This is a genomic window from Sphingomonas sp. IC-56 (assembly GCF_021043375.1).
In the GTDB taxonomy this organism is placed as follows: domain Bacteria; phylum Pseudomonadota; class Alphaproteobacteria; order Sphingomonadales; family Sphingomonadaceae; genus Sphingomonas.
Genome location: NZ_JAJNDV010000016.1, coordinates 1 through 26,933 on the forward strand (window position 1 = coordinate 1; position 26,933 = coordinate 26,933).

Genomic DNA, 26,933 nt, shown 5'->3' on the forward strand with positions numbered 1-26,933 from the left:
GTTCCGGGCCCATGTCTTGGATAGCGAGAGCGGGGGGGCAAAAGGTCGCTATCCGAATGTAGAAACGAGGCTGAGGCGAAGGGGTTCCGCGCCAATCCGCTTTTTCTCGCTATTTTTTCACGCACGTCCGGTGATCGCGATTTCCGCCTCGTACGCGCCGATCAGCGGATCGTGATGCAGCTTGGTGCGCAACTGGCGCGCAAGGCCGGCGATGATGCGGCCGTAGCGCCCGTCGATCAGGGCTTCCATCGCCGGGCCTTCGACCAGGGCAGGGGAGCTGACGCGCATGGTGGCGCGGTCGCCCGCTTCATTGCCCTTCATGGTGATGCGGATCTGCGCGGCGGGATTGCAGCTCATGGCGAGCTCGACCAGTTCGGTGATCAGGAAGGCGATGGCGATCGCCACATCCTGGTTCGCGAGCAGCGGCTCGATTTCGAGCGTGATGCCCAGGCTAGCGGCGCGCTCCGGGGCGGTAGCGCGAATATTGGCGGCAAGCTCGCCCACCACCGCGCGCAGATCGAGCCCGCGATTTTCCTCCATCTCGGCATAATGGTGGCGATGGACCACGGCGAGCGCATCCACGCGGCGCTGAATCGAGGCATAGGCCTCGGTCGCTTCCGCGCTCTTGGCACTGCGGGCGTGGAAGTTGATCAGGCTGGCGATGACCTGGAGGTTGTTCTTCACGCGGTGATGCACTTCGCGGGTAAGCCGCGTCTGCCGCACTAGCCCTTCGGCCAGATCGGTTTCGTGCACCTGCACGGTCTGGGTGATCTGGCGGAAGGTTTCGCCGAGATCACGGATCTCCTGGGCGGGCAGGCTGCCCAGGCGCTTCATGTCCATCACCTCGCCCGGTTTGTAGTTGCCGACGCCGGTGCGCAGCCGCCGCAGGGGGCGGATCAGCAAGCGGTCGACCACGAACCAGCCGATCATCGCGGCGGCGATCCACATCAACACCAGAAGCGCAGTGGTGACCATCAGCGGCGAGGTGATCGACGCGGCCGGCGTGGCCATTTCCAACGCCAGCTCGCCCACCGAGAGGGAAGTTTCGACTCGGTCGCTGCGGCCCAATGCGCCCTGGCGGTCGAGCTTGCGCAGTTCGAGCCGCTCTTCGCCCCGCGTCAGCCAGGCGCCATATTCGGGCACGAAGCCGCTGGGGCGGACCAGCGCACCCAGGCTGGCAGTGGGATAGGAGGCGGTGGCGGAGGCGCCCGCACTGCCACCGATGCGCAGCACCAGCCCGGTGGGGGTGAACGACGCGCGCACTTCGAACGGTTTGGGGGCGACGCTGCCGCTGAGCGTCATGCGCTGCCCGCATAAGGTGCGTCCGTTGGCGTCGCTGACATTGAAACGGGCGCCGGCTTGTGCCGCGAAGGTGCCGACCAGCCGCGTGCAGCTGGGCGCGTCCTGGGGATTTTGTTCAAGCGCGGCGAGCGCCTGGCTCATCTGGCTGACATGGTTGGCCAGCACATTTTCGAGAACGGCCGAACTGTCCTGCGCCAGCGCTTCGAGCCGGCGGCGCGCTTCGCTGTCGGCGGCGCGGGTGGTCTGCACGGTAGTGAGCGCGGCAATCAGCGCCAGGGGGAACAGCGCCCCCAGAAGGATCAGGAAAACTTTGGCACCCGTTGGCATACGCGCCAGCGCCGCCGCGATGCCCGTGGGTCGCGACGCCTGATCCACTGTTGTCATAGGGGGTTAACTAATCGAGCTTTTTAAGCAGGTCGAGAAGATCGTCGGGCACCGCTTCGCTTACGGCATCGTCATAGGCCTGCCGCAACGCGTTGCCGACATCGCGGCTCGGCTTGCCGGTGTCCTTGCCTGTACCCTTGGGCGCCTTTTTCGTTTCGTCTTTCGCGGAACGCACCAACTTCCCCCTGCGGGCCCGAATTCGAGCTCGGACTATGAACCAACGACCAAAATCACAAGCGCCCGTTTATGCCGTGAAGCATGGGCGCAAGCGCACGTGCGGTGTTTAGGCACCACCCGGCTTGGGCGATGAAACCAAATAGCGGATCGATTGTTCCACACCCGATGCGAAATCCGGGGAGGGGCTCCTTCGGACGGGAGTATCTGTTGCAATATGTGCGTTCGGGGACGACTAAGACGGCCCGCGCACTCGAAGGAGAATTCGTCGCTTATGTCGCTTGGACAGCAACTCGCGCCCCATCTTCCCCTGCTGCGGCGCTATGCCCGCGCCCTTACCGGAAGTCAGGCGGAAGGCGACCGGTACGTCCGTGCCGCTCTGGAGGCGATCGTGGCCGCCCCCGACCAGTTTCCGCGGGACGTGCATCCGCGCCTGGGCCTGTATCGTACGTTTCAGGCGATCTGGCAGTCTACGCATCTCGAAGAAGACGAGCTGTATGATGAACAGTCGAACGAGGCCGAGGCGATCGCCCGCAAGCGGCTCGCCCGGCTGACCCCGCTGTCGCGCCAGGCGCTGCTGCTCACCACGGTGGAAGGCTTCAGCATCGAGGATGCCGGCTATCTGATCGAGGAGAGCCCCGAGGCGGTTTCCACGCTGGTCAGCGAGGCGGTGGCCGAGATCGAGCGCCAGACCCGCACGCGGGTGATGATCATCGAGGACGAGCCGCTGATCGCCATGGACCTGGAACAGATCGTGCGCGATCTGGGCCATGACGTGACGGGCGTCGCCGTGACCCGCGACGAAGCGGTGGCACTGGCGATGGAGGACCGTCCGGGCCTGGTGCTCGCCGACATCCAGCTGGCTGATGACAGCTCGGGCATCGACGCGGTCAAGGACATCCTGGCCGAGTTCAACGTGCCGGTGATCTTCATTACGGCCTTCCCCGAGCGTCTGCTGACGGGCGAGCGCCCCGAGCCGACCTTCCTCATCACCAAGCCGTTCCAGCGCGAAACGGTGAAAACGACGATCAGCCAGGCGCTGTTCTTCGACGAAGCGACCGTTCCGGCCTGAAGGGCTGACACGCGGGTCTGAAAAAATCGCACAGGGTTCCATCTGATACGGACCCAAAACGGTTGTCGGTGGTTTGACGTGGCATGGCTGAGAATGAAGAACCCATCCATGTGACCACCGACCGGGCCCGCGCCGGGTCCACGCCGCACATGACGCGGTATGTGTTGGGCATCGGATTGTTGCTCGTGATCGTCGCGTTCGGGATCATTATCTGGTCCTGACCGGAGGAACCGCCGGAAAATGCTGGCAATCACCGACGTGCAGCCTATCTCCAATAGTGGCCGATGCCCGGCCCGCGTACCTGAACGGGATCGAATGACTGAGACCGAACTTCCCGGCGATCAATCGGACGCGCCGCGCGAGCACGTTTCGCTGTCGGATCCCGAGTTCAAGAAGCAGCTGGCTACCGTAATTCCGCACCTGCGCGCGTTTGGCCGTTCGCTGTCGGGCAGCCGCGACCTGGCTGATGATCTGGTCCAGGAAACGCTGCTCAAGGCGTGGGCGGCGCGCAAGCGCTTCCAGGCCGGCACCAATATGCGTGCCTGGACCTTTATCATCCTGCGCAACCTGTACCTGTCGCAAATGCGCCGTGCGCGCTTCAAGGGCGAGTGGGACGATCTGGTCGCCGACCGGCTGCTCGCCGCGCCGGCCAGCCAGGATCGCCATGTCGAGCTTTCGGACATGCAGCGGGCGCTGCTCCACCTGCCTCAGCCGCAGCGCGAAGCGCTGATCCTGGTCGGCGCGGGCGGCTTCGCCTATGAGGAAGCGGCTGAGATCTGCAATGTGGCCGTCGGCACGATCAAGAGCCGCGTGGCGCGTGGCCGGGTGGCGCTGGAGTCGCTGCTGACCGAAGGGCAGTTGCCTTCGCGCCGCGAACAGCTCGCCAATCCGCAGGGCAAGAGCGCGCTCGACACCATCATGGGCGAAGTGGACGACCTCAGCCGCGATCGCTGAGGTCCATCCCGCCTGGGAGCGACCACAAATTTCTGCGCTTAGTGCGTGCGGGTCCAGGCATGGCGGCCGAGCACGTGGAGCAGGCGTGCCATTTCTTCCGGAACGTCCACGGTGCCGGCATAGGCCTGATGCAGTGCCGAGCCCACAGCGTCGCTGATGCGGGGGCGTTCCACCTGATAGGCGGTGCCTTTCGCTTTGGCGGGAAGGTTCTGCGAGCTGGTCATGGGCGATAAAACGAGCTTGTTGCGCATTTGTTGCTTGACAAAGAGCGAAGCTTGTTTCGGCTCTGTCGCAACATGACCATTGCCGCTTCTTCACTCGACCTGTCCGGTGTTCTTCGCCGGGTGCGTGATCATTCGCCCTTTCTGACGACGCTGCTCGATCGCGAGGCGCCGCTTGTCGAGGATCTGGAGCATGCGCTGGCCGATCCGCTGGCAGCGGCGCGGGCCATCGAAGGCGAGATGGGCGTCGGGCGGCGGCTGCGCTGTGAGCGGCGCCGGCTGGCGATGCTGGTCGCGCTGGGCGACCTGACCGGGCGCTATGATTTCGGGGCGGTCACGGGCTTTCTCACTGGCTTTGCCGACGACGCGCTCGACCGGGCGATCCGGGCGGCGATATTGGAGCGCACGCCCGACCAGGCGCCGCGCGGCTTTGCGGCGATTGCGCTGGGCAAGCAGGGCAGTGGCGAGCTCAATTATTCTTCCGATATCGACCCCCTGCTGATCTTCGATCCCGAGACGCTGCCGCGCAAGGCGCGCGAGGAGCCGGGAGAGGCGGCGGTGCGGATCGGGCGGCGGGTGGTGGAACTGCTCCAGGCGCGCGATCCCGATGGCTATGTGCTGCGCGTCGACCTGCGGCTGCGGCCCTCGCCCGAAGCGACGCCGATCGCGCTGCCGGTGGATGCGGCGATCTCCTACTATGAATCGCAGGCACTGCCCTGGGAGCGGGCGGCGTTCATCCGCGCGCGGGCCTGCGCCGGCGATGTGGCGCTGGGCAGCCGGTTTCTGGAGGCGATCCGCCCATTCGTGTGGCGGCGCGCGCTGGATTTCGGGACCATCCGCGAAATTCGCGACATCTCGCGCCGGATCCGCGATCATTATTCGCAGGCGCAGGCGTTCGGGCCGGGATATGACCTGAAGCGCGGGCGCGGCGGCATCCGTGAAGTGGAGTTCTTCGCCCAGATCCACCAGCTGATCCATGGCGGGCGCGAGCCTGCATTGCGAGTGCCGGCAACGCGCGACGCACTGGCGGCGCTGGCCGCGGCCGGCAGGATCGATGGCGCGGAGGCGGCGGCGCTGGACCAAGCCTATGTGACGTTCCGCACGATCGAGCACCGGTTGCAGATGGTCGATGATCTCCAGACGCATTCGCTGCCCGCGGCAGGGGCGGCGCTCGACAACGTCGCGCGGTTGCACGGGGAGGCGGACGGGGCGGCGTTGCTGGCGCTGCTGCACCCGCATGTGGTGCGGGTGGGCGGCATTTATGACTCGCTGGCAGGCGAGGAGAGTTCGCATGTGCCGGGCACGTCCGAAACGCTGACGCGCTGGCTGTCGAAGTCGGAATTCGACCAGCCCGAGCGCGCGGCGCGGATCGTCGAGGGGTGGCGGGCCGGGACCTATCCGGCGCTGCGCAGCGGGCCGGCGCGCGATGCGCTTGAGGCGCTGCTGCCCGGATTGCTGGAGGCGTTCAGCCAGGCACCCGACAGCCTGCACGCGATCACGCGGTTCGACGCGATGCTGTCGCGATTGCCGAGCGCGATCAACTTCTTCCGCCTGTTGGAGGCGCAGCCGGCGCTGACACGGCTGCTGAGCAGCATCCTGTGCCACGCGCCGACGCTTGCCGAGCAACTGGGGCGTCGTGCCGAACTGCTCGACGGGCTGATCGATGCCAGCGCGCTGGAGCCGATGCCCGATATCGCGACGCTGGCGGGCCAGATGTCGGCGCGCGAGCGTGGGGCCGATTACCAGTGGCAGCTCGAGCATGTCCGGCGCCTGGTGAACGAAAAGCGGTTCGCGCTCGGCGCGCAGATCATCGCTGGGGCGAGCGATCCGCTGAAGGTGTCGGCGGGCTATGCGCGCGTTGCCGAGGCGGCGATCGAGGTGCTGGCCGGCGCGGCGGTCGAGGAGTTCGCCCGCGCGCATGGCCGCGTGCCGGGTAGCGAGTTGGTGATCCTGGCACTGGGCCGGATGGGCGGGCAGGCGCTCACCCATGCCTCCGATCTCGACCTGATCTACCTGTTTACCGGCGACTATGCCGCCGAGTCCGACGGGCCCAAGCCTCTCGGGGCGGTGACTTATTACAACCGATTGGCGCAGCGGGTGACGGCGGCGCTGTCGGTCCCGACGGCTGCTGGACCCTTGTATGAGGTGGACACCCGGTTGCGTCCTTCCGGGGCGCAGGGGCCGCTGGCGGTGTCGCTGGATGGCTTTACGCAATATCAGTGCAAGGACGCCTGGACATGGGAGCACATGGCGCTGACGCGGGCGCGGCCGGTGTTCGGTTCGAGCGCGGCTCGCGCAGCCGTGCAGGCGAGCGTGACGGCGGTACTGGAAGGTGCGCGCCCGCAGCGCGCCATTGCGCAAGAGGCGGCCAAGATGCGCGCCGACATGGCCGCGCACAAACCAGCAGCGGGGCCGCTCGACGCCAAGCTGCTGGATGGCGGGCTCGTCGACCTGGAGTTCGCGGTGCACGTCCTGCAGCTGAGTCATCGCACCGCCTTCGTGCCGCAGCTTCGCCCGGCGATCACGCAACTGGTCGATCAGGGATTGCTGCCGCCGACGATGCTGCCGGCCTATGACCTGCTCGGGCGATTGCTGGTGGTGCTGCGGCTGGTGGCGCCCGATGCGCAGCCGCCGGGCCAGGCGACTCAGGCGCTGATCGCGCGTGCGCTGGGTCTTGGCGACTGGAACGAAGTGGTTGAATCGTTCGAACGCACCCGGCAGGAGGTCGCCGCCTGTTGGGCGCAGGTCCGCGCCGGCTGACGGAGACTGTTCATGGCACTCGAACCGGGCGACACGATTCCGGCACTGACGCTGCAAGGCGCGGGTGGCGAGACGATCGCGCTTGCCCATTTCATTGGCGCTCCGCTGGTGCTGTATTTCTATCCCAAGGACGACACGAGCGGCTGCACGCGCGAGGCGCAGGACTTTTCCGCGCTGCTGCCGGCGTTCGAAGCCGCGGGCGCGCGGCTGCTCGGCGTGTCGCGCGATAGCGCCGAGAATCACGCCAAGTTTGCCGCCAAATATGACCTCACCGTGCCGCTCGCGACCGATCCCGACGCAACGGTGATGGAGGCGTTCGGCGTCTGGGGCGAGAAGCAGCTGTATGGCCGGCGATACATGGGCGTGGAGCGGTCGACCTTTCTGTTTGCCGCGGACGGGACGCTGCACCGCGCCTGGCGCAAGGTGAAGGTGGCGGGCCATGCCGAACAGGTGCTCGACGCGGTGAAGGCGCTGGCGGCGGCGTGACTGCCACGGTTGCCCAGGCGGTCCGCCGGGTTCTCACTGCCGCCGATCCGCGCGAAAAGGTGATGGCCGCGCGGCAGGCTGCGCGCGACTGGCGGCTGGGGCGACTGGCGTTCGAATTCGATGTGCAAATGCCCGAGCGGCCGGCGCGCCCCGAGACGCCCGAGCTGCTGCCCCCCAACCGCATGCCCAAGCGCGGCAAGGGCGGATCGGAGCGCGGGCGCGCCGCGCTGATCCACGCGCTGGCGCATATCGAGTTTTCGGCGATCGACCTGGCGTTCGATGCGGTCGGGCGTTTCGGCGGGCAGTTTCCGCGCGGCTTCACTGACGACTGGATGGCGGTGGGTGCCGATGAGGCGATGCACTTCGCATTGCTCGACCGGCGGCTGCGGCAGCTGGGCAGCCATTATGGCGCCTTGCCCGCGCATGACGGGTTGTGGGACGCCGCCGCCGCCACCGCGCGTGACCGCAAGGCCCGGCTGGCGGTGGTTCCCATGGTGCTGGAAGCGCGCGGGCTGGACGTTACGCCGGCGACCATCGACCGCTTTTCCGATGCGGGCGACCTGCCGACCCGGCGCATCCTTCAGCGCATCCTGAGCGACGAAGTGCGCCATGTCCGTGCCGGTACCGTGTGGTTCGAATCAGCCTGTCGCGAGGAGGGGCTCGCGCCCGAAACGACCTGGCAAGATCTTGTACGCACGCACTTTCGTGGGCTGATCAAAGGGCCGTTCAACGCTTCGGCGCGCGACTCAGCCGGTTTGACGCGGGATTATTATGGGCCCCTTGCCGATCAATGACTCGTCTGTGCATGCAGACTGCACGTCCGAGCGGAGGGGTTTGCGAGGACATCTGATTGGCTGAAGCGGAGCACCGGTTTGCGTCGGTGCGCCGTTTCCAGATGACCGGGGTTACATGGCAACAGCGTCGAACAGCATCAATGCGGACCTCGCTAACCGGTTCCGCGCTTTCGTGATCAAGGGCAGCCAGACGGCAATCGCAGGCGTCGTCGCCGCGACTTTCTTGACCGCTGCTGCCCAGGCGGCCGATGTGCCGCTTGCCACTGCTTCCGCGGCCTCGAGCGACGCAGCTTCTGCCGCCACCGGCGAGAATGCCGATGCGCAGTTCCGCAGCCTGTTCGACAGCTGGAAGAAGATGGACGGCGCCGAGCCGACGGTGATCGCGGTTCCTTCGATGCAGCCGGTCGACAAGCTGATCTTCACCTCGCAGTACGGTGTGCGTTCCGACCCGTTCCGTGGCACCGCGGCGATGCATGCCGGGGTGGACATCCCCGGCGCGGTCGGCACGCCGATCTATGCGACCGCCGATGGCGTGGTGTCGCATGCCGGCCGCCAGGGCGGCTACGGCAACCTGGTCCAGATCAACCATGGTCGCGGTCTCGAGACCCGCTACGGTCACCTTTCCAAGATCCTGGTCGGCGACAACACCAAGGTGCACCGTGGCCAGATGATCGGCCTGATGGGTTCCACCGGCCGTTCGACCGGCAGCCACCTGCATTACGAAGTGCGCATGGACGGCCGCGCGGTGAACCCGGTGCCGTTCCTCCAGAGCGGCGAATATGTCGCCACGGTGCAGTCGCAGGGCGGCGTCGGCGGCCCGACCCAGTAAGTCCGGCGCAGCGGCGCTGCGGCGCATTGCCTGAGGCGCCGCGCTTCCCTATCTCGGCCCCATGGCCACGCTTCTCCAACCTGACGTATCCCTGTCCGCCGCCGCTGCCGCCCGTGTGGCGGCGATCTCGGCCAAGCAGGCCAAGCCCGCCATTTTGCGCCTGTCGGTGGAAGGGGGCGGGTGCTCCGGCTTCCAGTACCGCTTCGGCCTGGCCGAGGCCGTCGAGGCGGACGACATGATCGCCGAAACCGATGGCGTGAAGCTGGTCGTGGACTCAGTCAGCCTCGATCTGGTGCGGGGCGCGCAGGTGGATTTTATCGACAATCTGGGCGGCGCGCACTTCGCCGTGACCAATCCGAACGCGGCCTCGGGCTGCGGCTGCGGCACCAGCTTCTCGGTCTGATCGCGTGCCCAAGATCGTCACCTACAACGTCAACGGGATCAAGGCGCGGCTGGAGCGGCTGGTCGAGTATCTGAACGAGCAGAAGCCCGACATTGTCTGCCTTCAGGAGCTGAAGGGCGCCGACGAGACGCTGCCGGTCAAGGACATCGAGGCGGCGGGCTATGGCGCGCTGTGGCACGGGCAGAAGGGGTTCAACGGCGTCGCCGTGCTCGCCCGCGACGCGCAGCCGATCGAGCGGCAGCGGGGCCTGGCCGGCGAGGCGGAGGATGCGCATAGCCGCTATCTGGAGGCCGAAGTCGGCGACTTGATCGTCGCGTCGATCTACCTGCCCAATGGCAATCCGCAGCCTGGGCCCAAGTTCGACTACAAGCTGCGCTGGATGGATCGGCTCGCCGAGCGTGCGCGGGCGTTGCTGGCCGAAGAGCGGCCGGTGGTGCTGGCCGGGGATTACAACGTCATCCCCAATGACGATGACAGCTTTTCGGTGCCAGCAATGGCGAACGACGCGCTGATGCAGCCGGAGTCGCGGCAGCGCTATCGCGCGCTGCTGGCGCAGGGGTGGACCGACGCGTTGCGCACGCGCCATCCGCGCGGCGGGGTGTGGACCTTTTGGGACTATCAGGCGGGCTGCTGGCAACGTGACGCAGGGTTCCGCATCGATCACCTGTTGCTGAGCCCGCAGGCGGCGGACCGGCTCACCGGCGCGGGCGTCGACAAGGAATATCGCGGGCGCGAGAAGGCGAGCGACCATGCGCCGACCTGGGTGAGTTTGCGCTGACGGGTTGAGCAAGCCCGGGCGGGACCGGTGCGAGATGCCAAACCTTGGTGTGTGTTGCTTTAGTATGGCAGCTCCCTGATGGGCGCTTCAGCGTAAGTGTTTGTTTTAGTTAAGATGGGGTGTTTGGCACGAGTAATGCACTAGCAAATGTGACAAGCGCGCATGCTTGTCGGTTCTGCGATGTGAGGAATTCGGACATGACCACCACGCACATCACCATCCGCAGTGGCGCCGCCCTGCTCGCCGCTGCTCTGAGCTTGGGCGCTACGGCTGCGTTTGCTACGCCAGTGGATCCAGGCAAGGCGCCGACGGCCAGCGCGCGAGTGGCAGCTGCCAAAGCGTCGCCCGAGACGAAATATTGTGTGGTCGAGGCGTTCACCGGATCGCGGGTGCCCCGTAAGCAATGCCGTACGCGCGACGACTGGATCGCACGTGACGGGTTCGACCCGCTCGCTGCGAAGAAGTAAGCTGTTCGGCCCGGCGGCGCCCGCACGGCAGCGGGTGCCGCTCCGGCGTGTTGCATAGGAAACACAGGGTTTCCCCATGCTGCCGGCGGCCCCCTTAAAGTGCCAACATATAGCCACTATCTCCGTGCAATGGGCACGGCTATGAACAGTTCTTTGGCTTTGAATCTGCGCGACACCGCTGCACCTGCTGCGGCCTCCCGCACGGGCTCGCGCGTGGCGGACGACAAGGCGCTGCTGCGTGCCGCCGCCGAGGTCGCACGCGACCTGCACCGGCCGAACCCGGCTATCTTCTGGGGCGACCTGACCGTCTCGGCCGTGCTTGGCTATGGCGCGCTCTTCGTGGCCGCTACTGCGTCCTCGACCGGGCTTATGATCGCCGCGGGCGTAGTGTCGATGCTGGCGCTGTACCGCGCAGCGATGTTCATCCACGAAATAAGCCACATGAAGCACAGCGCCGTGCCGGGGTTCCGCCTGGGGTGGAACCTGCTGGTCGGCGTGCCGCTGATGGTGCCGTCCTTCATGTATGAAGGCGTGCACAACCTGCACCATGCCCGCACGCGCTATGGCACGGTGGACGATCCCGAATATCTGCCGCTCGCACTGATGAAGCCGTACACGCTGCCTCTGTTCGTGCTGGTCGCGCTGCTGGCGCCGGTCGGCCTGTTGCTGCGCTATGCGGTGCTGACGCCGCTGTCGCTGGTGGTGCCGGGCCTGCGCAAGGTGCTGATCGAGCGCTATTCGGGCCTCGTCATCAACCCGGCGTTCCGCCGCCGCGCGCCCGAGGGCGAGGCCCGCACGCACATGCTGATCCAGGAAGCGTCCACCAGCGTGTGGGCAATCGCCCTGCTGACCATGGCCGCGACCGGTATCATCCCGCTGCACGCCTTTGCCGTGTTCCTGGTTGTCGTCGCCGGCATTACGCTAATCAACCAGGTCCGCACGCTGGTCGCGCATCTGTGGGAGAACGAAGGCGAGGCGATGACCGTGACCGCCCAGTATCTCGACAGCGTCAACGTGCCGCCGCCCGCGATGCTGCCCGCGCTGTGGGCGCCGGTGGGGCTGCGCTACCATGCGCTCCACCACCTGCTGCCGAGCGTGCCGTACCACAATCTGGGTGCCGCCCATCGCCGGCTGAGCTCGGTGCTGGAAGCGAACTCGCTGTACCACAAGGCGAGCTATGCCGGTTTGCCCGGCCTGGTCGGCCGCCTGGCCGCGAGCACCATGGGTGTTCGCCGCTAAGCTTTTGCTGGTTTAGTTTGCAGAAAGGGTCGGCCCTCACGGGCCGGCCCTTTTTTATTCGGGAGCCAGACCTGTTGCTGGTGCGGGCGCAGCGAGCTCAACCAGCGGATCGGGGAGAAAGGCAAAAGGCCGGGCATCGAGCCCGGCCTTTCCTAAACTCACCCCTGACCCCTCCCTTGCAGGGAGGGGAAACGACGTCAGGCTGACCTACTCCTCGGTGCGGAGGAGCACCAATTCGCCGATCAGCGCGAACAGCAGGAAGGGCGCCCAGGCAGCGAGGAAGGGCGGGTAGGCACCGAGATTGCCCATCGACAACGCAAAGTTGTCGGCGACGAAATACAGGAAGCCCAGCGCCATGCCGATCACCGCGCGCACGAACAGCTTGCCCGAGCGGGCGATGCCGAACGCAGCGACGGCGCCCAGCAGCGGCATCAGGATCGCGGACAGCGGGCCGGACAGCTTGTGCCACAGCGCGCCCTCAAGCGCCTTGGTCGGGCGGCCAGCAAGCTTGAGGTCGTCGATCGCGTCCTTCAGCTGCGCGAAGGGTAAGCTTTCGGCATCGACCTGCTGCAGCGTGAACTGGTCGGGGCGGATGTCGTTGGCAATGCGCAGTGTGCCCACCGTCTCGGTCTCGCCGGTATCGACGTTGAAGCGCCGCGCATCATCGACGCGCCAGCCTTCGCCGTCGCGCACGCCGCGGTCGGCGACCAGTACCGAGCGGAGCCTGCGGCCCTCACGCTCATAGACCTTGATGCCGTGGAGCTGGACGGCGTCGCCCTTGCCCTTAACCTGGGTGACCTGCATCAGATTGTCGCCGTAGCGGACCCACACATTGGCGCGATCGCCGCGGTCAACGGGCAGGGGGCCATATTCGACCTTCTTCCACTGCTCCAGCGTGCCGGTGGCGCGCACGACGATGCGCTCATTGAAGGCGAAGGAGATGATCGCCACGCCCAGCGCGGTGACCAGCAGCGGCGCCAGCACCTGGTGCGCCGACAAGCCGGAGGCCTTGAGTGCGACGACCTCGCTGTTCGCGTTCATCGTGATCAGCGTCAGGATGGTGCCGAGCAGCACCGAGAAGGGCAGAAAGGTCGAGACGATCTGGGGCACGCGCAGCCCGACATAGCGCCACACCTGGTCGCTGCCATTGCCGGGCACCGCCAGAATTTTGCCGGACTCACTAAGCAGGTCGAGCGCCTGAAGGATGATCACCAACGCCGCGAGAATGGCGAAGGTGCGCGTCAGGAACATGCGCCCCATGTAGATCGACATGGTGCGCGACGGGAAAAAGCCGCTCATGCCGGGATCTCCAGCGTCTTGCGCCGTTTGCCGGGCAGGCGCCGCTTGAGCGCTCCCCACGCCTTGGAAATCGCCTTCTCCAGCGCGCCGATCGGCTGACCACCCGGCACATAGGCCAGCGTGTAATACATCCAGATCGTCATGCCCGCGAAGATCGAGAATGGCACCCACAAGGCGATAATCGGATCGATGCGCCCCAGGCTGCCGATCGCCTGCCCATATTCATTGATCTTGTGATAGGTCACGATCGCCACGATCGACAGGAACACGCCCAGGGCTGAAGTCGACCGCTTGGGCGGGATACCGAGTGCGGCCGCCAGCATCGGCAGCAGGAACATCGACACCACTTCGGCCAGGCGGAAGTGGAAGGCCGCGCGGCTGGTGTCGCGCTCCTGCTCGGAGCGGCCATCGTCCTTGCCGATGCGGACCAGCTCGGGGAGCGTCTGCTCCAGGTTCTTGCCGCCGCGGGCGCGGAACGCTTCGTACTTCGGCAGCGGGATCGGCAGGCTGTGCGTGCTGAAGGTCAGCACGCGCGGCTTTTGCGAGCTTTTGTCGCGGTGGATCAGCGTGCCGTTGGTAAGCGCGAAGATGATCGTGTCCGGGTCGTCCGATCGGAAGAACTGGCCCTTTTCCGCGGTGACCGCCAGCGGGCCATCGGGCGTGGTCATCTGCACGAAGATGCCCGACAGGTCGCGCCCGCCCTCCTGGCTGCTTTCGATGCGCAGGGTCATCTTGTCGCCGAAGTTCGTGAACTCGCCGACCTTGATCGAGGCCCCCAGCGCGCCCGAGCGCAGTTCGAAGCGAAGCTGTTCGTAGTTATATCGGGCCCAGGGCTGGATATAGCCGACGATCGCCAGGTTCAGCAGCGCCAGTCCGATCGCGAACATGTAAGGCACGCGCAGCAGCCGGGTGTAGCTGACACCCACTGCGCGCAGCACGTCGAGCTCCGATGAAGTGGCCAGCCGGCGAAAGGCGAGCAGCACGCCGAGCATCAGCCCGATGGGGATGCCGAGGCCGAGATATTCGGGAAGCAGATTGGCGAGCATCCGCCACACCACGCTCACAGGACCACCTTCGGTGGCGACGAAATCGAACAAGCGCCGGATGCGGTCCAGCACCAGCAGCATCGCGGAGATGAGCAAGGTTCCGATCAGCGGCACCGCGATCAGCCGCGCCATGTAGCGATCGATCGAATTCATGCGGTTCGCGGCTGCCTTGCTTGTGTTTCGGCGCCGGCGCGCCGCCTGCTCGTGTAAAGCAAGAGCCTATACCGCTGGTTCCGTAGCGTGCCACCCCCAAAGTGCGAGGCTGTGCCGGCATGGGGTGACGGACGGGCGTGAGGCTCTATATGACAGCCCATGCATTTTCTCGATCAGGCCAAGATCTTCGTCCGCTCCGGTTCGGGCGGCCCGGGCGCCGTCAGCTTCCGCCGTGAAAAGTTCATCGAATATGGTGGGCCCGACGGCGGCAATGGCGGCAAGGGCGGCGACATCATCTTTGAAGCGGTGGCGGGTCTCAACACGCTGATCGACTTCCGCTACACCCAGCATTTCCGCGCGCCGCGCGGGCATGGCGGCTCAGGCTCGAACCGCACGGGCGCGGGCGGCGACGATCTGGTGATCAAGGTACCGGTCGGCACCCAGGTTCTGGCCGATGACGAGGAGCGCACGCTGCTCGCCGACCTGACCAAGGTGGGCGAGCGCATCGTCTTCCTGCGCGGCGGCGATGGCGGCCGGGGCAATGCCAGCTACAAGACCTCGACCAACCGCGCCCCGCGCCAGCACGGCACCGGCTGGCCGAGCGATGAGGCCTGGGTGTGGCTGCGCCTGAAGCTGCTTGCCGATGCTGGGCTGGTCGGGTTGCCCAATGCGGGCAAGTCGACCTTCATCAACCAGGTGACCAATGCGCAGGCCAAGGTCGGCGAATATGCCTTCACCACTACCCGGCCGCAGCTTGGCGTGGTGCGGCACAAGCAGCGCGAGTTCGTGGTGGCGGATATTCCCGGCCTGATCGCCGGCGCGGCGGAAGGCGCCGGGATCGGCGACCGGTTCCTGGGGCATATCGAGCGCTGCCAAGTGCTGCTGCACTTGGTCGACGCGAACGATGCCGATGTCGCGGAAAGCTATCGCGTGGTTCGCGACGAACTGGAGAATTACGGCGGCGGGCTGACTGACAAGAAGGTTATCGTCGCACTCAACAAGATCGACACGCTGGACGACGAACTGATCGCCGCCTTGTCGGCCGAACTGGAAGAAGCAAGCGGCGCGCCGGTGATCCCGATCTCCGGCGCCAGCGGCGTCGGGGTGGATTGGGTGCTCGACCAGCTTCTTGAAGCGATCGGCCCGGAAGCGTCCAAGGTAAGCGCCGACGACGAGGGCGAAGACACGATCGAGTGGTCGCCGCTTTGAGCGGGTTCAGCCCTTTGCGTGAAGGATAAGGGGCGCTAAGTCCGCGCCCATGCCGCTCTTCCCGCCTGCCTCCTGCGCGCGTCTCGTCGTGAAGATCGGGTCGGCGTTGCTTGTCGATCCCGATGGGCAGGTGCGCCGGACCTGGCTGGAACAGATCGCCGGCGCGATTGCTGAGCGCGTTGCTGCGGGCCAGCAGCTCGCCATTGTTTCATCCGGCGCGATTGCGCTGGGCGCGCGCCGGCTGAAGCTGCCCAAGGGTGGGCGCGCCAGCCTTGAGGATGCGCAGGCCGCTGCCGCCACGGGCCAGATCGCGCTCAGCCAGGTTTGGGCCGAGGTGTTGGGCGCGCAGGGCATCACCGCTGCGCAGATGCTGCTGACGCTCGGCGACCTTGAGGATCGCCGACGTTATCTGAACGCGGCGGCGACGCTGGACCGGCTCCTCAACTTGGGCGTGGTGCCGATCCTCAACGAGAATGACAGCGTCGCCACTGAGGAAATCCGGTTCGGCGATAATGACCGGCTGGCGGCCCGAGTGGCGCAGGCGGCGGGGGCACAGGGCGTGGTGCTGCTTTCCGATGTTGACGGCCTGTATGATCGCAACCCGGCGCTGCCCGGCGCACAGCATATTGCGCGGATCGAGCGGATTGACGGCATGGTGGAGGCGATGGCGGATAGCGGCTCCACGTCCGGCATGGGGTCGGGCGGCATGGTGTCCAAGATCGCGGCGGCGCGCATCGCCAATGCTGCGGGCGCGCATCTCGCCATCGCATCGGGCAAGGCTGACCGCCCATTGTCGGCCGACGCAAAGCATAGCCTGTTCGTGGCCGAACGCGCCGCGCCGGCGCGCAAGGCGTGGCTCGCCGGCGGACTTACCGCGCGGGGCACGCTGCATGTCGATGCCGGGGCCGCGGGCGCGCTTGGGCAGGGGCGCAGCTTGCTTGCGGCGGGCGTTGCCCGTGTCGAGGGCCAATTCGCGCGCGGCGATCTGGTCGTGGTGGCGGGGCCCAACGGGCGGCCGGTCGCGCGGGGCTTGTCCGAATATTCGAGCGAGGAAGCCGCGCGCATCTGCGGACGCCGCAACGAGGAACAGGCTGAACTGCTCGGCTATGCGCCGCGCTCGGCTTTGGTCCATCGCAACCACATGGCCCTGCTTTGAAGACGGCTCACGCGGAGGCGCGGAGGCGCGGAGACATTGCTGCCGGCGGCGTAAGCCGCGCCTCATACTATCGCCGGATTAGAGAGCGTTGCGGGAGGAAGGCCGCAGGCGCGATGTGCGCTACCCTCGGCGCCTCCGCGCCTCCGCGCGAACCTCAATCTTCTTCTCTCAGCGCCTTCGCGCCTTCGCGTGAAATCACCCAATGACCACGATTGCCATCACCGGCGGCACCGGCTTTGTCGGCACGCGCCTGATCGAACTCGCTTTGAAGGCCGGCCATCAGGTCCGTGCGCTCACCCGCCGCAATCAGCCTGCGCGCGAGAACGTGACCTGGATACGCGGTGATCTAAGCACCACCGACGCCCTCACCGAACTATCCGCTGGCGCCGACGCCGTGATCCACGTCGCCGGGGTAGTGAACGCGCCCGACCGCGCCGGCTTTGCCACCGGCAATATCGACGGCACCCGCAATATGCTGGATGCTGCAAAGCGCGCAGGGGTGCGCCGCTTCGTCCATGTCTCCTCGCTCGCCGCGCGCGAGCCGCAGCTTTCAACCTATGGCTGGTCCAAAGCGGAAGGCGACGTGCTCGTCCAGGCCTCCGGCCTCGACTGGACCATTGTCCGTCCGCCTGCAATCTACGGCCCCGGCGATCTGGAGATGCTGGAGCTTTTCCAGCTCGCAAAGCGTGGCATCGCCTTGCTGCCGCCGGGCGGGCGCCTGTCATTGATCGAAGTGAGCGACCTTGGCCGGCTGCTGCTGGCGCTCGCCACCACGTCGGACTGCCGGCAGATTCTCGATCCCGATGACGGGCGCGAGGGAGGATGGAGCCACCGCGACTTCGCGCTTGCGATCGGCGCTGCGGTCGGTAAGCGCGTCGCGGCTTTCGCGCTGCCGCGACCGATGCTCAAGGCGGGTGCTTATCTGGACCGCCTGGTCCGAGGCCGCCAGGCCAAGCTCACGCCAGACCGGGTCGACTATTTCTGTCACGAGGACTGGGTAAGCGACTCAAGCCGCCGCCCGCCGGCCGATCTGTGGCGGCCAAGTGTCCATACACCCATCGGCCTTGCCGACACTGCGCTGTGGTACCGTCAGCAAGGGCTGCTGTAAGCGGTTGCGATGTAGGATTCGAACGGCTTGACTGGAAACGCGGAAGCACTGTCGCCTAGCCTGTCGATCTGATGCGCTTGGAAACGACGCGTCTGGCCTAAACTTTTCTAAACTTCCGCGCGTGCCGCCGCGGCAATGCCCCGTGCTCGCCGCATTCGCTTGGCACGCGCAAGCCATCGCTTTAAGGACCCGCCCCATGACCGACCGTGCATCCGTCTTCGAGACCGTCAAAGCCCAGATCGAGCCGTTCAACAAGAAGGGCGTCGAACTGACCGACAGCACCACCTTCGCCGGCGACCTTGAATGGGACAGCCTCACCGTCATGGATTTCGTGGCGGCGATCGAGGATGAGTTCGACATCATCATCACGATGAACATGCAGGCCGAGATCGAGACCGTCGGCCAGTTGGTCGATGCCGTCCAGAAGCTGAAGGGCTGAGCGCACTGTGACCGACGCGATCGACACGCCCGAGAAGCTGCCCGAGAACCCGGCCCCCGTTGCGCCTGAGCGCGACCTGATGAGCAAGTTCGACGGCCTGATCGCCGAGCGGCAGGCGCTGCTCGACAGCGGCGTGACCGATCCGTTCGCGATCGTGATGGAGCAGGTGAAGTCGCCTACCGAGGCGGTGATCAAGGGTAAGGACACGATCCTGCTCGGCACCTATAACTATATGGGCATGACGTTCGATGCAGATGTCATCGCAGCCGGTCATGCCGCGCTCGACCAGTTCGGATCGGGCACCAATGGCAGCCGCATGCTCAACGGCACCTTCCAGGACCATATGGAAGTCGAGCAAGCGCTGCGCGACTTCTACGGCGTGTCGGGCGCGATCGTGTTCTCGACCGGCTACATGGCCAATTTGGGCATGATCTCCACGCTTGCCGGTAAGGGCGAGTATGTCATCCTGGATGCCGACAGCCACGCCTCGATCTATGACGGCTGCAAGCAGGGTAATGCCGAGATCGTCCGCTTCCGCCACAACGACGTGAACGACCTCGATAAGCGTCTCGGCCGCCTGCCCGCCGAAGCCGGCAAGCTGGTGGTGTTGGAGGGCGTCTATTCGATGCTCGGCGACATCGCGCCGCTCAAGGAGATGGTCGCCGTCGCCAAGAAGCATGGCTGCATGGTGCTGGTCGACGAAGCGCACTCGATGGGCTTTTTCGGGCCCAACGGCCGCGGCGTGTATGAGGATCAGGGGCTGGAGGATCAGGTCGACTTCGTGGTCGGCACCTTCTCGAAGTCGGTCGGCACCGTGGGTGGCTTCTGCATTTCAAGCCACCCGAAATTCGAAGCGATCCGGCTTGCCTGCCGCCCGTATATCTTCACCGCGTCGCTGCCGCCCTCGGTCGTGGCGACTGCGGCCACGTCGATCCGCAAGCTGATGACCGCGCATGAGAAGCGCGCGCGGCTGTGGGACAATGCCCGCCGCATGCATGGCGGCCTCAAGGAAATGGGCTTCCGCCTCGGCACCGAAACGCCGGACAGCGCCATCATCGCGGTGATCCTGGAGGACCAGGAACAGGCCGTCGTCATGTGGCAGGCACTGCTCGACAACGGTCTGTATGTGAACATGGCGCGTCCGCCCGCGACGCCGGCGGGCACGTTCCTGTTGCGCTGTTCGCTCTGCGCCGAGCACACGCCTGAGCAGATCGAGCGGATCCTGGGCATGTTCCGCGCGGCGGGGCAGGCAGTCGGTGTGATCGGCTAAGGATCGGCCCTTACGCTTTTCACGCTGCGCAGGCTGGCCTAAGCTGTTGCCATGACGGACACTGCGGTGGCCATGGATACCGAGCAACGGCTCAGGGACACGAACTGGCGGCTTAAGCTGCTCGGTGCGTTGGCACTGCTCGGCATCGGCGTGCTCACTGCGCTGATCTTCCTCCAATATCGCACCGAAGCGCAGCGCGACGAGGCGATCCGGCTTCAGCAGCACACGTTCGAAGTGATCATGCGGACGAATCAGTTGTCCGGTGCGATCTCCTCTGCCGAGGCTGCGCTGGGCCGCTATGTCGTCAGTGCCGACAAGCAGCTGGGCCAGCAATATGTGAGCTATTGGGGCAGGGCTGGCGAGCAGTTGCTCCGGCTGCGGCAGCTGACCGGCGACAATCCTGGACAACAGGGACGCATCCGCGCGCTCCAGGCCGCTTTCGTGGCGCGGGGCAAGGAGCTCGACGAAACCGCTCTTTATTCCACGTACAAGCGGCACAACGACGCTTGGGGCAGTTACTACCGCGTTCGCCAGAGCCCGGCGCGAACAAGGCTGGAGGCGCTGCTGGCGCAAGTGGTCGACTCCGAGCGCATCCTGCTGCGGGACCGCACCGAAGCGGCGGCAGACCTACTCCAGAGCTCGACCTACGCGTCCCGTGTCCTGACGCTGTTCGGCGTGCTGATCGTACTGGGCGCGATTTTGCTCGGATGGCTGGCGATCCAGGCGCAGGGGGAGAAGGCAGCGGCCGATGCCGAAGTGCATGCCGAGCGCCAGCGGGCAATTGAGCTTCAGGAAGCGGTGTCCTCGGCCACGGCGCAGCTGCGCGAGGAAGCGCGTGAGCGCGAGCAGGCAGAAGCGCAGCTCCGCCAGATACAGAAGATGGAGGCGGTGGGCCAACTGACCGGCGGCATCGCGCACGACTTCAACAACATGCTGGCCGTTGTGCTTGGCGGGCTTGAGATGGCGCGGCGGCAGCTGAATACCTCTTCGGCGGAAGCGCGGCGGCATATCGACAATGCCATGGACGGCGCGAGCCGTGCCGCCGCCCTGACCCGGCGGCTGCTGGCCTTTTCCCGGTCCGAGCCGTTGCTGCCCGAAGCGGTGGAGGCCGCGTCGCTGATCGCCGGCATGTCCGATCTGCTCGACCGCACGCTGGGTGACACCATCGCTGTGGAGACGCAGGACAGCAGCGAAGGCTGGCGCGTGTTCGTCGACAAGCACCAGCTGGAGAACGCAGTCCTCAACCTGGCAGTGAACGCGCGCGATGCGATGAACGGTCGCGGGCGGCTGACGATCTCGACCGGCCAGTCCGACCACGCCATCGGGCAGGGCGGCGAGCGGGTAGCGGGCGACTTCGTCACGCTTGCAGTCAGCGACACCGGTTGCGGTATGGCGCCTGGGGTGATGGAGCGGGTGTTCGAGCCGTTCTTCACCACCAAGCCGGTCGGCAAGGGTACGGGGCTGGGGCTCAGCCAGATCTTTGGCTTTGTGCGGCAATCCGGGGGCGAAATTTCGCTCGATTCGCGCGAGGGTGAAGGCACCACGGTGACGCTGTACCTGCCGCGGCATGCTGGTGCAGTGACAGCCGCCCAGGAAGTGGTGGCGAGCGCGGTGGCGAGTTCCGAGCGGGCGTACGACATTCTGGTGGTGGAAGACGATCCGCGCGTGCTGAACGCGACGGTGGGGGCGCTGGAGGAACTGGGGCACCGAGTCACCGCGTGTCCTGATCCGTTGCAGGCGCCGGCAGCGGTGGATGGGATGGCGGCGCTGGATTTGATTTTGTCCGACGTGCTGATGCCGACGCAGACGGGGCCGGAGATGATCGCGGCGCTGGGCGAGCGGATCAAGGGGGTGGCGGTGCTGTTCGTTACCGGATTTGCCGGGGAGGTGGATGCGGAGATTTTTGCGGGACGTTCGGTACTTAGGAAGCCGTTTACGATGGCTGGACTTGCGCGCGCGGTGGATGAGGCGGTGGAGCTGGAGGCGGGTCGGGGGACTCGGGTTGCGGCGGAGTAGCTACTATCTGGTAGACGCGGAAAACGCCGTCGCCCGAATTCAGTTTTTCTTTTGCATTGAATAGGTTAGGCGTCGCGTGGCCATCGCGCGGGCGGTGTCGCGGTCGAGGCCCAGGGCGCGGGCCATGGGGGCGCCGAGCAGCGCATCGCCCAGCGCCATGAGGACCAGCTGCAGCGTTTCCTCATGCAGGGAAATCGCTTCCAGATCAGGGCCTTGCGCGATGTGATCGACCAGGTTGTGGATCGCCTCAAGGATCGGATCGAGCGCGTCCTGATTGCCATTCAGGATCATCCAGCTGGCCAAAGCGCCCGCGCCTTCGGTGTCGAAAGCATCGAACGTAAGGTCCACAACCTCACGCGGATCATGCGTTTCGGCGCGCGCACGCAGCACCGCGGCGCCTATTTTCGCCGTAACGCGCTCTGCAATGCACGCCGCCAGCGCCTTTTGCAGCCCGGCGGCCGAGCCGAAATGGTGGAGCAGATTGGCATGCGTGCGCCCGACCGCCGCGGCCACGGCCTTGAGCGTCACCGCCTGCGGCCCCGAGGCGAGCAACAGCGTGCGCGCGGCTTCCAGCGCGGCATCGCGCGAAGCTTCGGGAGAGAGCCGCCTGCGTGGAGTAATTGACATCGATGTAAGTAGAACTATCTTTATGTTTCCGGATGGTAGTGGAGGAAAGCCGTGCCGAAAGCAAAGACTCCCGCGGACCTGGCGATCACGCCACGCGACCGGCGCTTTGGCCGGGGCGTCGAGCGCGCGCGGTGGTGGCTGAACGGCGACCCCATCGCCACGGCGTTCTACAACGCGCTGTCGGTCACGTTCCCCAAGGGCGAGGGCTTCTTCATCGACAGCGTGCGGAAGTTCCGCGCAGGCACGCCGCCGCGGCTGGAGGCGGAGATCAACGCCTTCATCAAGCAGGAAGTGATCCACACCCGCGAGCATGTGGCGTTCAACCGCCATGTGACCGACCAGGGATATGACATCCGCCCGCTGGAGGCCGATGTCGACGCACAGCTGGCGCTGACCAAGGACCGCCCGCCGATCGGCAGCCTGGCCGCGACGTTGTGCCTGGAGCATTTCACGGCGATCCTGGCGCACGCGCTGCTCGCCGATCCGCGCCACCTGAAGGGCGCCGAGCCGGAGGCAGCGGCGATGTGGCGCTGGCACGCGATCGAGGAGATCGAGCACAAGGGGGTCGCGTTCGACACCTGGATGCACGCCACGAAGGACTGGAGCCGGTGGCAGCGCTGGCGAGTGAAGTCGATCGTGATGCTGATCACCACCTGGCGCTTCTTCGACGGCCGCCGCCGCGGCATTTTGGAGCTGCTGCGCCAGGACGGCCTGACCGGCCCGCGCGTGTGGGCGAAGCTGGCCTGGTACGCGTTCGGCAATCCGGGGCTGGCCCGGAAAGTCGCGGGGCACTGGTTCGCGTTCTTCCTGCCGGGCTTCCACCCGTGGAACCATGACGACCGGGCGCTGATCAACAAGGCTGATAGCGAGTATGCCGCTGCTGTGATGGGGTGAGGCGCTATTCCATTGCCACGATGTGTGCAGACGATGCTTCTTACAAGAGTTCAGGCGAGCATCTTGTTTAGAAGAGGCCGGAGAGATGCCGAGACGCTTTCGAACTCACTAGCGCGAAGGACGGACTTCTTTTCCGTCAGATCTATGATCTTGCCGTCTCTAACCACCCGACCATGGAGCGACACGCTTCCAAGAATAACCTGCGCTTGAGGTGGATGTTCAGATAGAATTAGGTCGATCATTTTCGCCACGTTAGTGTCATCTTGGTCCTGCTGGTTGGGGCTGTCCACAACAATGGGCGAAAATATAGAAGACGAAAATTGCGATATTGTCTGAAGGACGGCGAGAAAATAGGATAGTATTGCGCGCGGTAAATCGCTTCCTGTCTCTCGTATTCTCGCGGGAATTCTCATAACTTCGTCCCCGCTGAAGTTCGTCACATCCAGGCGGTCAAGGTACTTAAGCATGAATTCAGAGTAGAACCTCACGATTTTATTGCGACGGCTCTTATCTTTGAGATTTTCTAAATTGGTCGTTATATCTTTGATGATTCCTAGAATTTCTCCGATCTGCCGATTCAGCTGATCGATTTGCCCATCGAACATATTAGACGCTATGCGACGACCGCGACTTTCTATGACCTCGAATAGGCTGATATCTCCTTTTTTCACATTGATGGCCGTTTGAATCTCGCTGATGGTTCGGTCGGCCGAGCGCAATTCTGCTTCGGCTCTTACGGCTTTTGCAGTGAGTTCCGCGACTCTGCTCCTTGCTCGGGAGAAGAATTCAAAACAGGCTTCACGGTCCTCTACGATCCCGAAGCGGTTTGCAAAATCATTCTGATGATTTGTGCCGCAGGTTGGGCAGAATACCTCATCAGGAAGCTCGCCTGCGAAGGTCGCATCCTTCTCTAGTTCAAAGATCGAAGCCTTCACTATCAGGAGTTGCTGCTCAATCAGCAGTCTCTCGTCGAGGACGTCTGCCAGTTCTTTAGCTCGTACTTGGCGCAAGGTCCGAACTGATTGAATGCGCTCAAGTAGTTGCTCAATAGCTTGTTCATGTCCCTCGATTGAGAGCTCTAGGCCATCGAAGTTGACCTCCAACTTAAAACGCTCGACTGCCTTCTGTATCACACGTCGATCTGCCTCAAGAAGGCGCTGGTCCACCTGCAGTCGTCGTTTTTCCGCTTCAAGTTCGTAGTACTCGTTCGGAAGGATGCCAGTATGGAACTCTAAAAGCGCCTTTCGAAAATCAGTGTACTGGGTAAGGTACGAGAATGAGTCGAGCGGTTTTGTCCAACCGCTGTCCTGATCAATGTAGAACGGCAGGAAAGCATAGGCTGGCGGCGGCACCTCCGGCTCGCCCTGCCGGTTTGTTAGAACGAGCTTGAAATTGAGAAGGCTTGCCAGAAAGGGCGCGAGGTCTTTTGTGATCTGGCTCGTCGTTAGTAGAAGGCGATCATGTTCGTCGAAGACGGCGATCGAGGTGTGATCTCGCAGGATTTTGTATCGGGTCCCGTCAACTGTGAATGTAACGAGAGCTTTTACATTGGCGTTGGCCCAAGTGGGGTGAATCACCGCCGGCGTCGCACCAAAAGCCCAGTATAGGCTCTTTATAACCGAAGATTTCCCTACATCATTCGTCCCGGTTATCACCGTTATTCGATGATGGAATTCCAGATTTCGGGCTTTGCGCTCGCGAAGTGACAACAGCTCCAAGGATTCGAAGCGCAGTCTTTTCATCGTTTTTCTTTCGGAGATTTCGGACAAGCAAGGAATAGCGGCGATGTCTATTGTCGCTCATCGCTTGAGCTCATATAGAATGACGGCACTGACAAAGTGCTCGTCCGCACCGGCGTGCCAAGCGCGAACGACGGGGGCTACGCTTGCGGAAGTCGCCGCAATGAGGCTGGCGTAGTCAGCAACGGTCTCTAATGCGGGATCGATGATCGAGCGCACCTTCTCCGTGAAGGCAATCGTGGCAGCGTTGGACCGCGAGCGAAGCAGGATCTCGTATGCGCGCCAAGAACGCTCGATTTTCACCTTGTCTGGAAGAGGCGCCTTCAGTTCGCTCGCAACCGCGGCCCATTCGGGGCGACTTTCGTGCTGCTCACGTGCTTGAGATAGCCACCTAAGCATGTCGGCCTTCGTGATGAATTTCGACGCTCTTAGCTGCTCGAAGCTGGAGATGTCCGCCAGCGACTTGGATCGGCTGCGGCAGTGGTCATTCAAGGCGAGTGCGAAAGGTTTCGGAGGTATATGAGATCCAAGCTCCGATTCTAGAAATTCGGCGATGCGCCCGACGATGGTGTTTTCATAGCTGCTCAGATTCAGATCGGAAAACACGAAGAAGAACAAGCTTGTGTGCTCGCTGTCCTTGAACTCTGGGGATTCTGCTGCCAGCGCGGCGACGAACTTCTGTAATTTCTCCTTATCGGAAGCGGAGAACTCTTTCTCGCCATGAACCGTAATCACGTCCGGTAAAGGTTGATTGCTAACGAAGGCGAGCTTCTCGACTGTCGCACCAAAGCGGATAAAGTTATCAAACATTTTGCCGGCAAATGAGGGTTTTTTGCCGGTCTTCGATGAGGCGCGGCTCGTAATTTTAGCGAATGACCAGTTGCCTGATTCCTTGGTCTTCACCTGATAGAATGTAGCGCTACTGGGATCGTCTGCATCATCAAGAGAAACTACGTCGTCATGGAATTCGAATGCGACGGCGTAGTTATTCCCGCTCTCATGCAATTCCAGTAGGCGGGATAGACCCCACGCGGTCTGGTAGTCGAAGCGGTCATATGCCGTTCGGCCTCCCTCCTCACGTTGAGGAACAGTAAGCAACGTGTCTTTGATCGGCAACGTGACCCCCGGGTTGATCGGGAGCAGACTACACACTTTCGGGCTGTGCTCAACGTCGTGAGCAAAAGCATCCTTCGAGGTGCGGTATTCGGAAAGGTGCTCGCAAGACAGCGCGGGAGAATGGCTTGAATGTGGTTCGGCTCAGCGGCAGCGCGTAGACTGGGGCGAGCCGCCCCTCACCCCCGCTCCACAAACGCCAGACACCCCGCCAGCGCCGCCGAGCTTGTCACGAACAGGGCGCCGCTGCGGTAGAGGGACAGGGTGGCGCTGCGCTGGGGGAGTTTGACGACGGCGAAGCGACCGCTGGGGTCGAGGGCGACCAGGCTGCTGCCTGAGGCGAGGACGGTGTTGATCGCCGCGCCTGTGCTGGTGCCGGGGCGGAAGACCACCAGGGTGCTGCCGGTGTCGGAGGGGAGGCTGGCCAGCGGCGCGCTGAACAGCAGGGCGGCGATGGCGGCCAGCGCTGCGGCGCGGCCGCCTGGGGCGCGGCTGGTGGGGGTGGTGTTGGCGTCGCCGTCGCCTGGCCGGCGGAGGACTGCCCAGCCGATCGCAGCGATGACTGCCCCGAGCAGGATGAACCAGGCGAGATCGTAGAGCAGCGGGTTCTCCACATTCACCCGGATGCGGTGGATGCCCAGGATCCAGTGGAAGACGCCGACATCGACGAGGTTCCAGACGCCGATGCCGAGCAGCGTGCCGCCGGCGACTTTCCGGGCCGCGTCGGGCTGGTCGAGCCCTGCGCGGGCGCGCCAGAGCAGCCAGAGGCCGAGTGCCGTCAGCGCATAGACGAAGACGTGGAACAGGCCGTCGGCGAGCACCTGGGTGCGCAGGTTCTGGAAGCGCTCGCCGGGGACGAGGCTGAGGAAATGGTGCCATTGCAGTATCTGGTGCAGCAGGATGCCGTCGAAGAAGCCGCTGAGCGCCAGGCCGATGACGAAGGCGGCGGTGGTGACGCGCCTGGGGGACGGGCGGGCTTCATGCGGGGAGGGGGCTGGCAT

Annotated in this window: 27 protein-coding genes; 18 read left to right on the top strand and 9 right to left on the bottom strand. The window is 64.7% G+C overall.

Going from position 1 to position 26,933, the window contains the following annotated elements:
* Positions 1-117: 117 nt before the first annotated feature.
* Complete coding sequence (locus tag LQ953_RS15900; protein ID WP_231031972.1) at positions 118-1,686, bottom strand: sensor histidine kinase; 1,569 nt, start codon at positions 1,684-1,686, stop codon at positions 118-120.
* A 10-nt stretch (positions 1,687-1,696) separates the two neighbouring features.
* Positions 1,697-1,861 carry a NepR family anti-sigma factor gene (locus LQ953_RS15905; protein ID WP_231031973.1) on the bottom strand — a complete coding sequence of 55 codons (165 nt, stop codon included), beginning with the start codon at positions 1,859-1,861 and terminating at the stop codon, positions 1,697-1,699.
* Positions 1,862-2,134: 273 nt separating this feature from the next.
* Between LQ953_RS15905 and LQ953_RS15910 the strand changes: the two genes are divergently transcribed.
* The 3 genes from LQ953_RS15910 (at position 2,135) to LQ953_RS15920 (ending at position 3,886) form a co-directional block, all read left to right on the top strand.
* Positions 2,135-2,932, top strand: coding sequence for a response regulator (locus LQ953_RS15910; RefSeq protein WP_231031974.1), 798 nt, complete (start codon positions 2,135-2,137; stop codon positions 2,930-2,932).
* Positions 2,933-3,015: 83 nt separating this feature from the next.
* Positions 3,016-3,153 (top strand): hypothetical protein, encoded by a 138-nt coding sequence (locus LQ953_RS15915; RefSeq protein ID WP_231031975.1) that lies wholly within the window; start codon positions 3,016-3,018, stop codon positions 3,151-3,153.
* Positions 3,154-3,247: 94 nt separating this feature from the next.
* The gene (locus LQ953_RS15920; protein WP_231031976.1) at positions 3,248-3,886 is read left to right on the top strand and encodes a sigma-70 family RNA polymerase sigma factor; all 639 of its coding nucleotides are present in this window, start codon (positions 3,248-3,250) and stop codon (positions 3,884-3,886) included.
* 38 nt (positions 3,887-3,924) lie between these two features.
* Here the strand turns inward: LQ953_RS15920 and LQ953_RS15925 are convergent, their stop codons facing one another.
* Entirely contained in the window at positions 3,925-4,137 is a 213-nt protein-coding gene (locus LQ953_RS15925; RefSeq protein WP_231031977.1) for a hypothetical protein, read from the bottom strand.
* A gap of 45 nt (positions 4,138-4,182) precedes the next feature.
* Here LQ953_RS15925 and LQ953_RS15930 point away from each other — a divergent pair, with 45 nt between their 5' ends.
* The 8 genes from LQ953_RS15930 (at position 4,183) to LQ953_RS15965 (ending at position 11,863) form a co-directional block, all read left to right on the top strand.
* Entirely contained in the window at positions 4,183-6,867 is a 2,685-nt protein-coding gene (locus LQ953_RS15930) for a bifunctional [glutamine synthetase] adenylyltransferase/[glutamine synthetase]-adenylyl-L-tyrosine phosphorylase (RefSeq protein WP_231031995.1), read from the top strand.
* Between the two features lie 12 nt (positions 6,868-6,879).
* Positions 6,880-7,353: a peroxiredoxin gene (locus tag LQ953_RS15935; protein WP_231031978.1), complete on the top strand. Its 474-nt coding sequence runs from the start codon at positions 6,880-6,882 to the stop codon at positions 7,351-7,353.
* A complete protein-coding gene (locus LQ953_RS15940; protein ID WP_330999451.1) occupies positions 7,350-8,147 on the top strand; it encodes a ferritin-like domain-containing protein in 798 nt (265 codons plus the stop codon). The genes LQ953_RS15935 and LQ953_RS15940 overlap by 4 nt, the downstream gene beginning before the upstream one ends.
* 115 nt (positions 8,148-8,262) lie before the next feature.
* Entirely contained in the window at positions 8,263-8,976 is a 714-nt protein-coding gene (locus LQ953_RS15945) for a M23 family metallopeptidase (RefSeq protein WP_231031979.1), read from the top strand.
* Positions 8,977-9,037: 61 nt separating this feature from the next.
* Positions 9,038-9,379 carry an iron-sulfur cluster insertion protein ErpA gene (gene erpA / locus LQ953_RS15950; protein ID WP_231031980.1) on the top strand — a complete coding sequence of 114 codons (342 nt, stop codon included), beginning with the start codon at positions 9,038-9,040 and terminating at the stop codon, positions 9,377-9,379.
* Between the two features lie 4 nt (positions 9,380-9,383).
* On the top strand, positions 9,384-10,157 hold the full coding sequence (xth, locus tag LQ953_RS15955) for an exodeoxyribonuclease III (RefSeq protein ID WP_231031981.1): 774 nt from the start codon (positions 9,384-9,386) through the stop codon (positions 10,155-10,157).
* Positions 10,158-10,354: 197 nt separating this feature from the next.
* On the top strand, positions 10,355-10,624 hold the full coding sequence (locus LQ953_RS15960) for a hypothetical protein (RefSeq protein ID WP_231031982.1): 270 nt from the start codon (positions 10,355-10,357) through the stop codon (positions 10,622-10,624).
* A gap of 141 nt (positions 10,625-10,765) precedes the next feature.
* Positions 10,766-11,863, top strand: a complete 1,098-nt coding sequence (locus LQ953_RS15965; RefSeq protein ID WP_231031983.1) for a fatty acid desaturase family protein — start codon at positions 10,766-10,768, stop codon at positions 11,861-11,863.
* A 207-nt stretch (positions 11,864-12,070) separates the two neighbouring features.
* On the opposite strand, the gene lptG is transcribed toward LQ953_RS15965, so the two are convergent.
* Together lptG and lptF are read right to left on the bottom strand one after the other, a co-directional pair.
* Positions 12,071-13,162: an LPS export ABC transporter permease LptG gene (lptG, locus tag LQ953_RS15970; protein ID WP_231031984.1), complete on the bottom strand. Its 1,092-nt coding sequence runs from the start codon at positions 13,160-13,162 to the stop codon at positions 12,071-12,073.
* Positions 13,159-14,361, bottom strand: a complete 1,203-nt coding sequence (lptF, locus tag LQ953_RS15975; protein ID WP_231031985.1) for an LPS export ABC transporter permease LptF — start codon at positions 14,359-14,361, stop codon at positions 13,159-13,161. The genes lptG and lptF overlap by 4 nt, the downstream gene beginning before the upstream one ends.
* A 159-nt stretch (positions 14,362-14,520) precedes the next feature.
* On the opposite strand from lptF, the gene obgE reads away from it, so the two are divergent.
* The 6 genes from obgE (at position 14,521) to LQ953_RS16005 (ending at position 21,559) form a co-directional block, all read left to right on the top strand.
* Positions 14,521-15,570 carry a GTPase ObgE gene (gene obgE / locus LQ953_RS15980; RefSeq protein WP_231031986.1) on the top strand — a complete coding sequence of 350 codons (1,050 nt, stop codon included), beginning with the start codon at positions 14,521-14,523 and terminating at the stop codon, positions 15,568-15,570.
* Between the two features lie 49 nt (positions 15,571-15,619).
* Positions 15,620-16,726, top strand: coding sequence for a glutamate 5-kinase (gene proB / locus LQ953_RS15985; protein ID WP_231031987.1), 1,107 nt, complete (start codon positions 15,620-15,622; stop codon positions 16,724-16,726).
* Between the two features lie 202 nt (positions 16,727-16,928).
* A complete protein-coding gene (locus LQ953_RS15990) occupies positions 16,929-17,834 on the top strand; it encodes an NAD-dependent epimerase/dehydratase family protein (protein WP_231031988.1) in 906 nt (301 codons plus the stop codon).
* 196 nt (positions 17,835-18,030) lie between these two features.
* Positions 18,031-18,273 (top strand): acyl carrier protein, encoded by a 243-nt coding sequence (locus tag LQ953_RS15995; RefSeq protein WP_231031989.1) that lies wholly within the window; start codon positions 18,031-18,033, stop codon positions 18,271-18,273.
* Positions 18,274-18,352: 79 nt separating this feature from the next.
* Positions 18,353-19,543 carry a serine palmitoyltransferase gene (gene spt / locus LQ953_RS16000; protein ID WP_231031997.1) on the top strand — a complete coding sequence of 397 codons (1,191 nt, stop codon included), beginning with the start codon at positions 18,353-18,355 and terminating at the stop codon, positions 19,541-19,543.
* A gap of 51 nt (positions 19,544-19,594) precedes the next feature.
* On the top strand, positions 19,595-21,559 hold the full coding sequence (locus LQ953_RS16005; RefSeq protein ID WP_231031990.1) for an ATP-binding protein: 1,965 nt from the start codon (positions 19,595-19,597) through the stop codon (positions 21,557-21,559).
* 39 nt (positions 21,560-21,598) lie between these two features.
* Here LQ953_RS16005 and LQ953_RS16010 read toward each other — a convergent pair whose 3' ends face one another.
* Entirely contained in the window at positions 21,599-22,186 is a 588-nt protein-coding gene (locus LQ953_RS16010; RefSeq protein WP_231031991.1) for a TetR/AcrR family transcriptional regulator, read from the bottom strand.
* Positions 22,187-22,237: 51 nt separating this feature from the next.
* On the opposite strand from LQ953_RS16010, the gene LQ953_RS16015 reads away from it, so the two are divergent.
* Positions 22,238-23,080, top strand: coding sequence for a metal-dependent hydrolase (locus tag LQ953_RS16015; RefSeq protein WP_231031992.1), 843 nt, complete (start codon positions 22,238-22,240; stop codon positions 23,078-23,080).
* Positions 23,081-23,130: 50 nt separating this feature from the next.
* On the opposite strand, the gene LQ953_RS16020 is transcribed toward LQ953_RS16015, so the two are convergent.
* The 3 genes from LQ953_RS16020 to LQ953_RS16290 all read right to left on the bottom strand — a co-directional run.
* Positions 23,131-24,822, bottom strand: a complete 1,692-nt coding sequence (locus LQ953_RS16020; protein ID WP_231031993.1) for a hypothetical protein — start codon at positions 24,820-24,822, stop codon at positions 23,131-23,133.
* Between the two features lie 57 nt (positions 24,823-24,879).
* Positions 24,880-25,935, bottom strand: coding sequence for a dsDNA nuclease domain-containing protein (locus tag LQ953_RS16025; RefSeq protein ID WP_231031994.1), 1,056 nt, complete (start codon positions 25,933-25,935; stop codon positions 24,880-24,882).
* Positions 25,936-26,111: 176 nt separating this feature from the next.
* Positions 26,112-26,933, bottom strand: an 822-nt coding sequence (locus LQ953_RS16290) for a DUF2243 domain-containing protein (RefSeq protein ID WP_269141550.1), incomplete at its 5' end; no start/stop codon positions are given.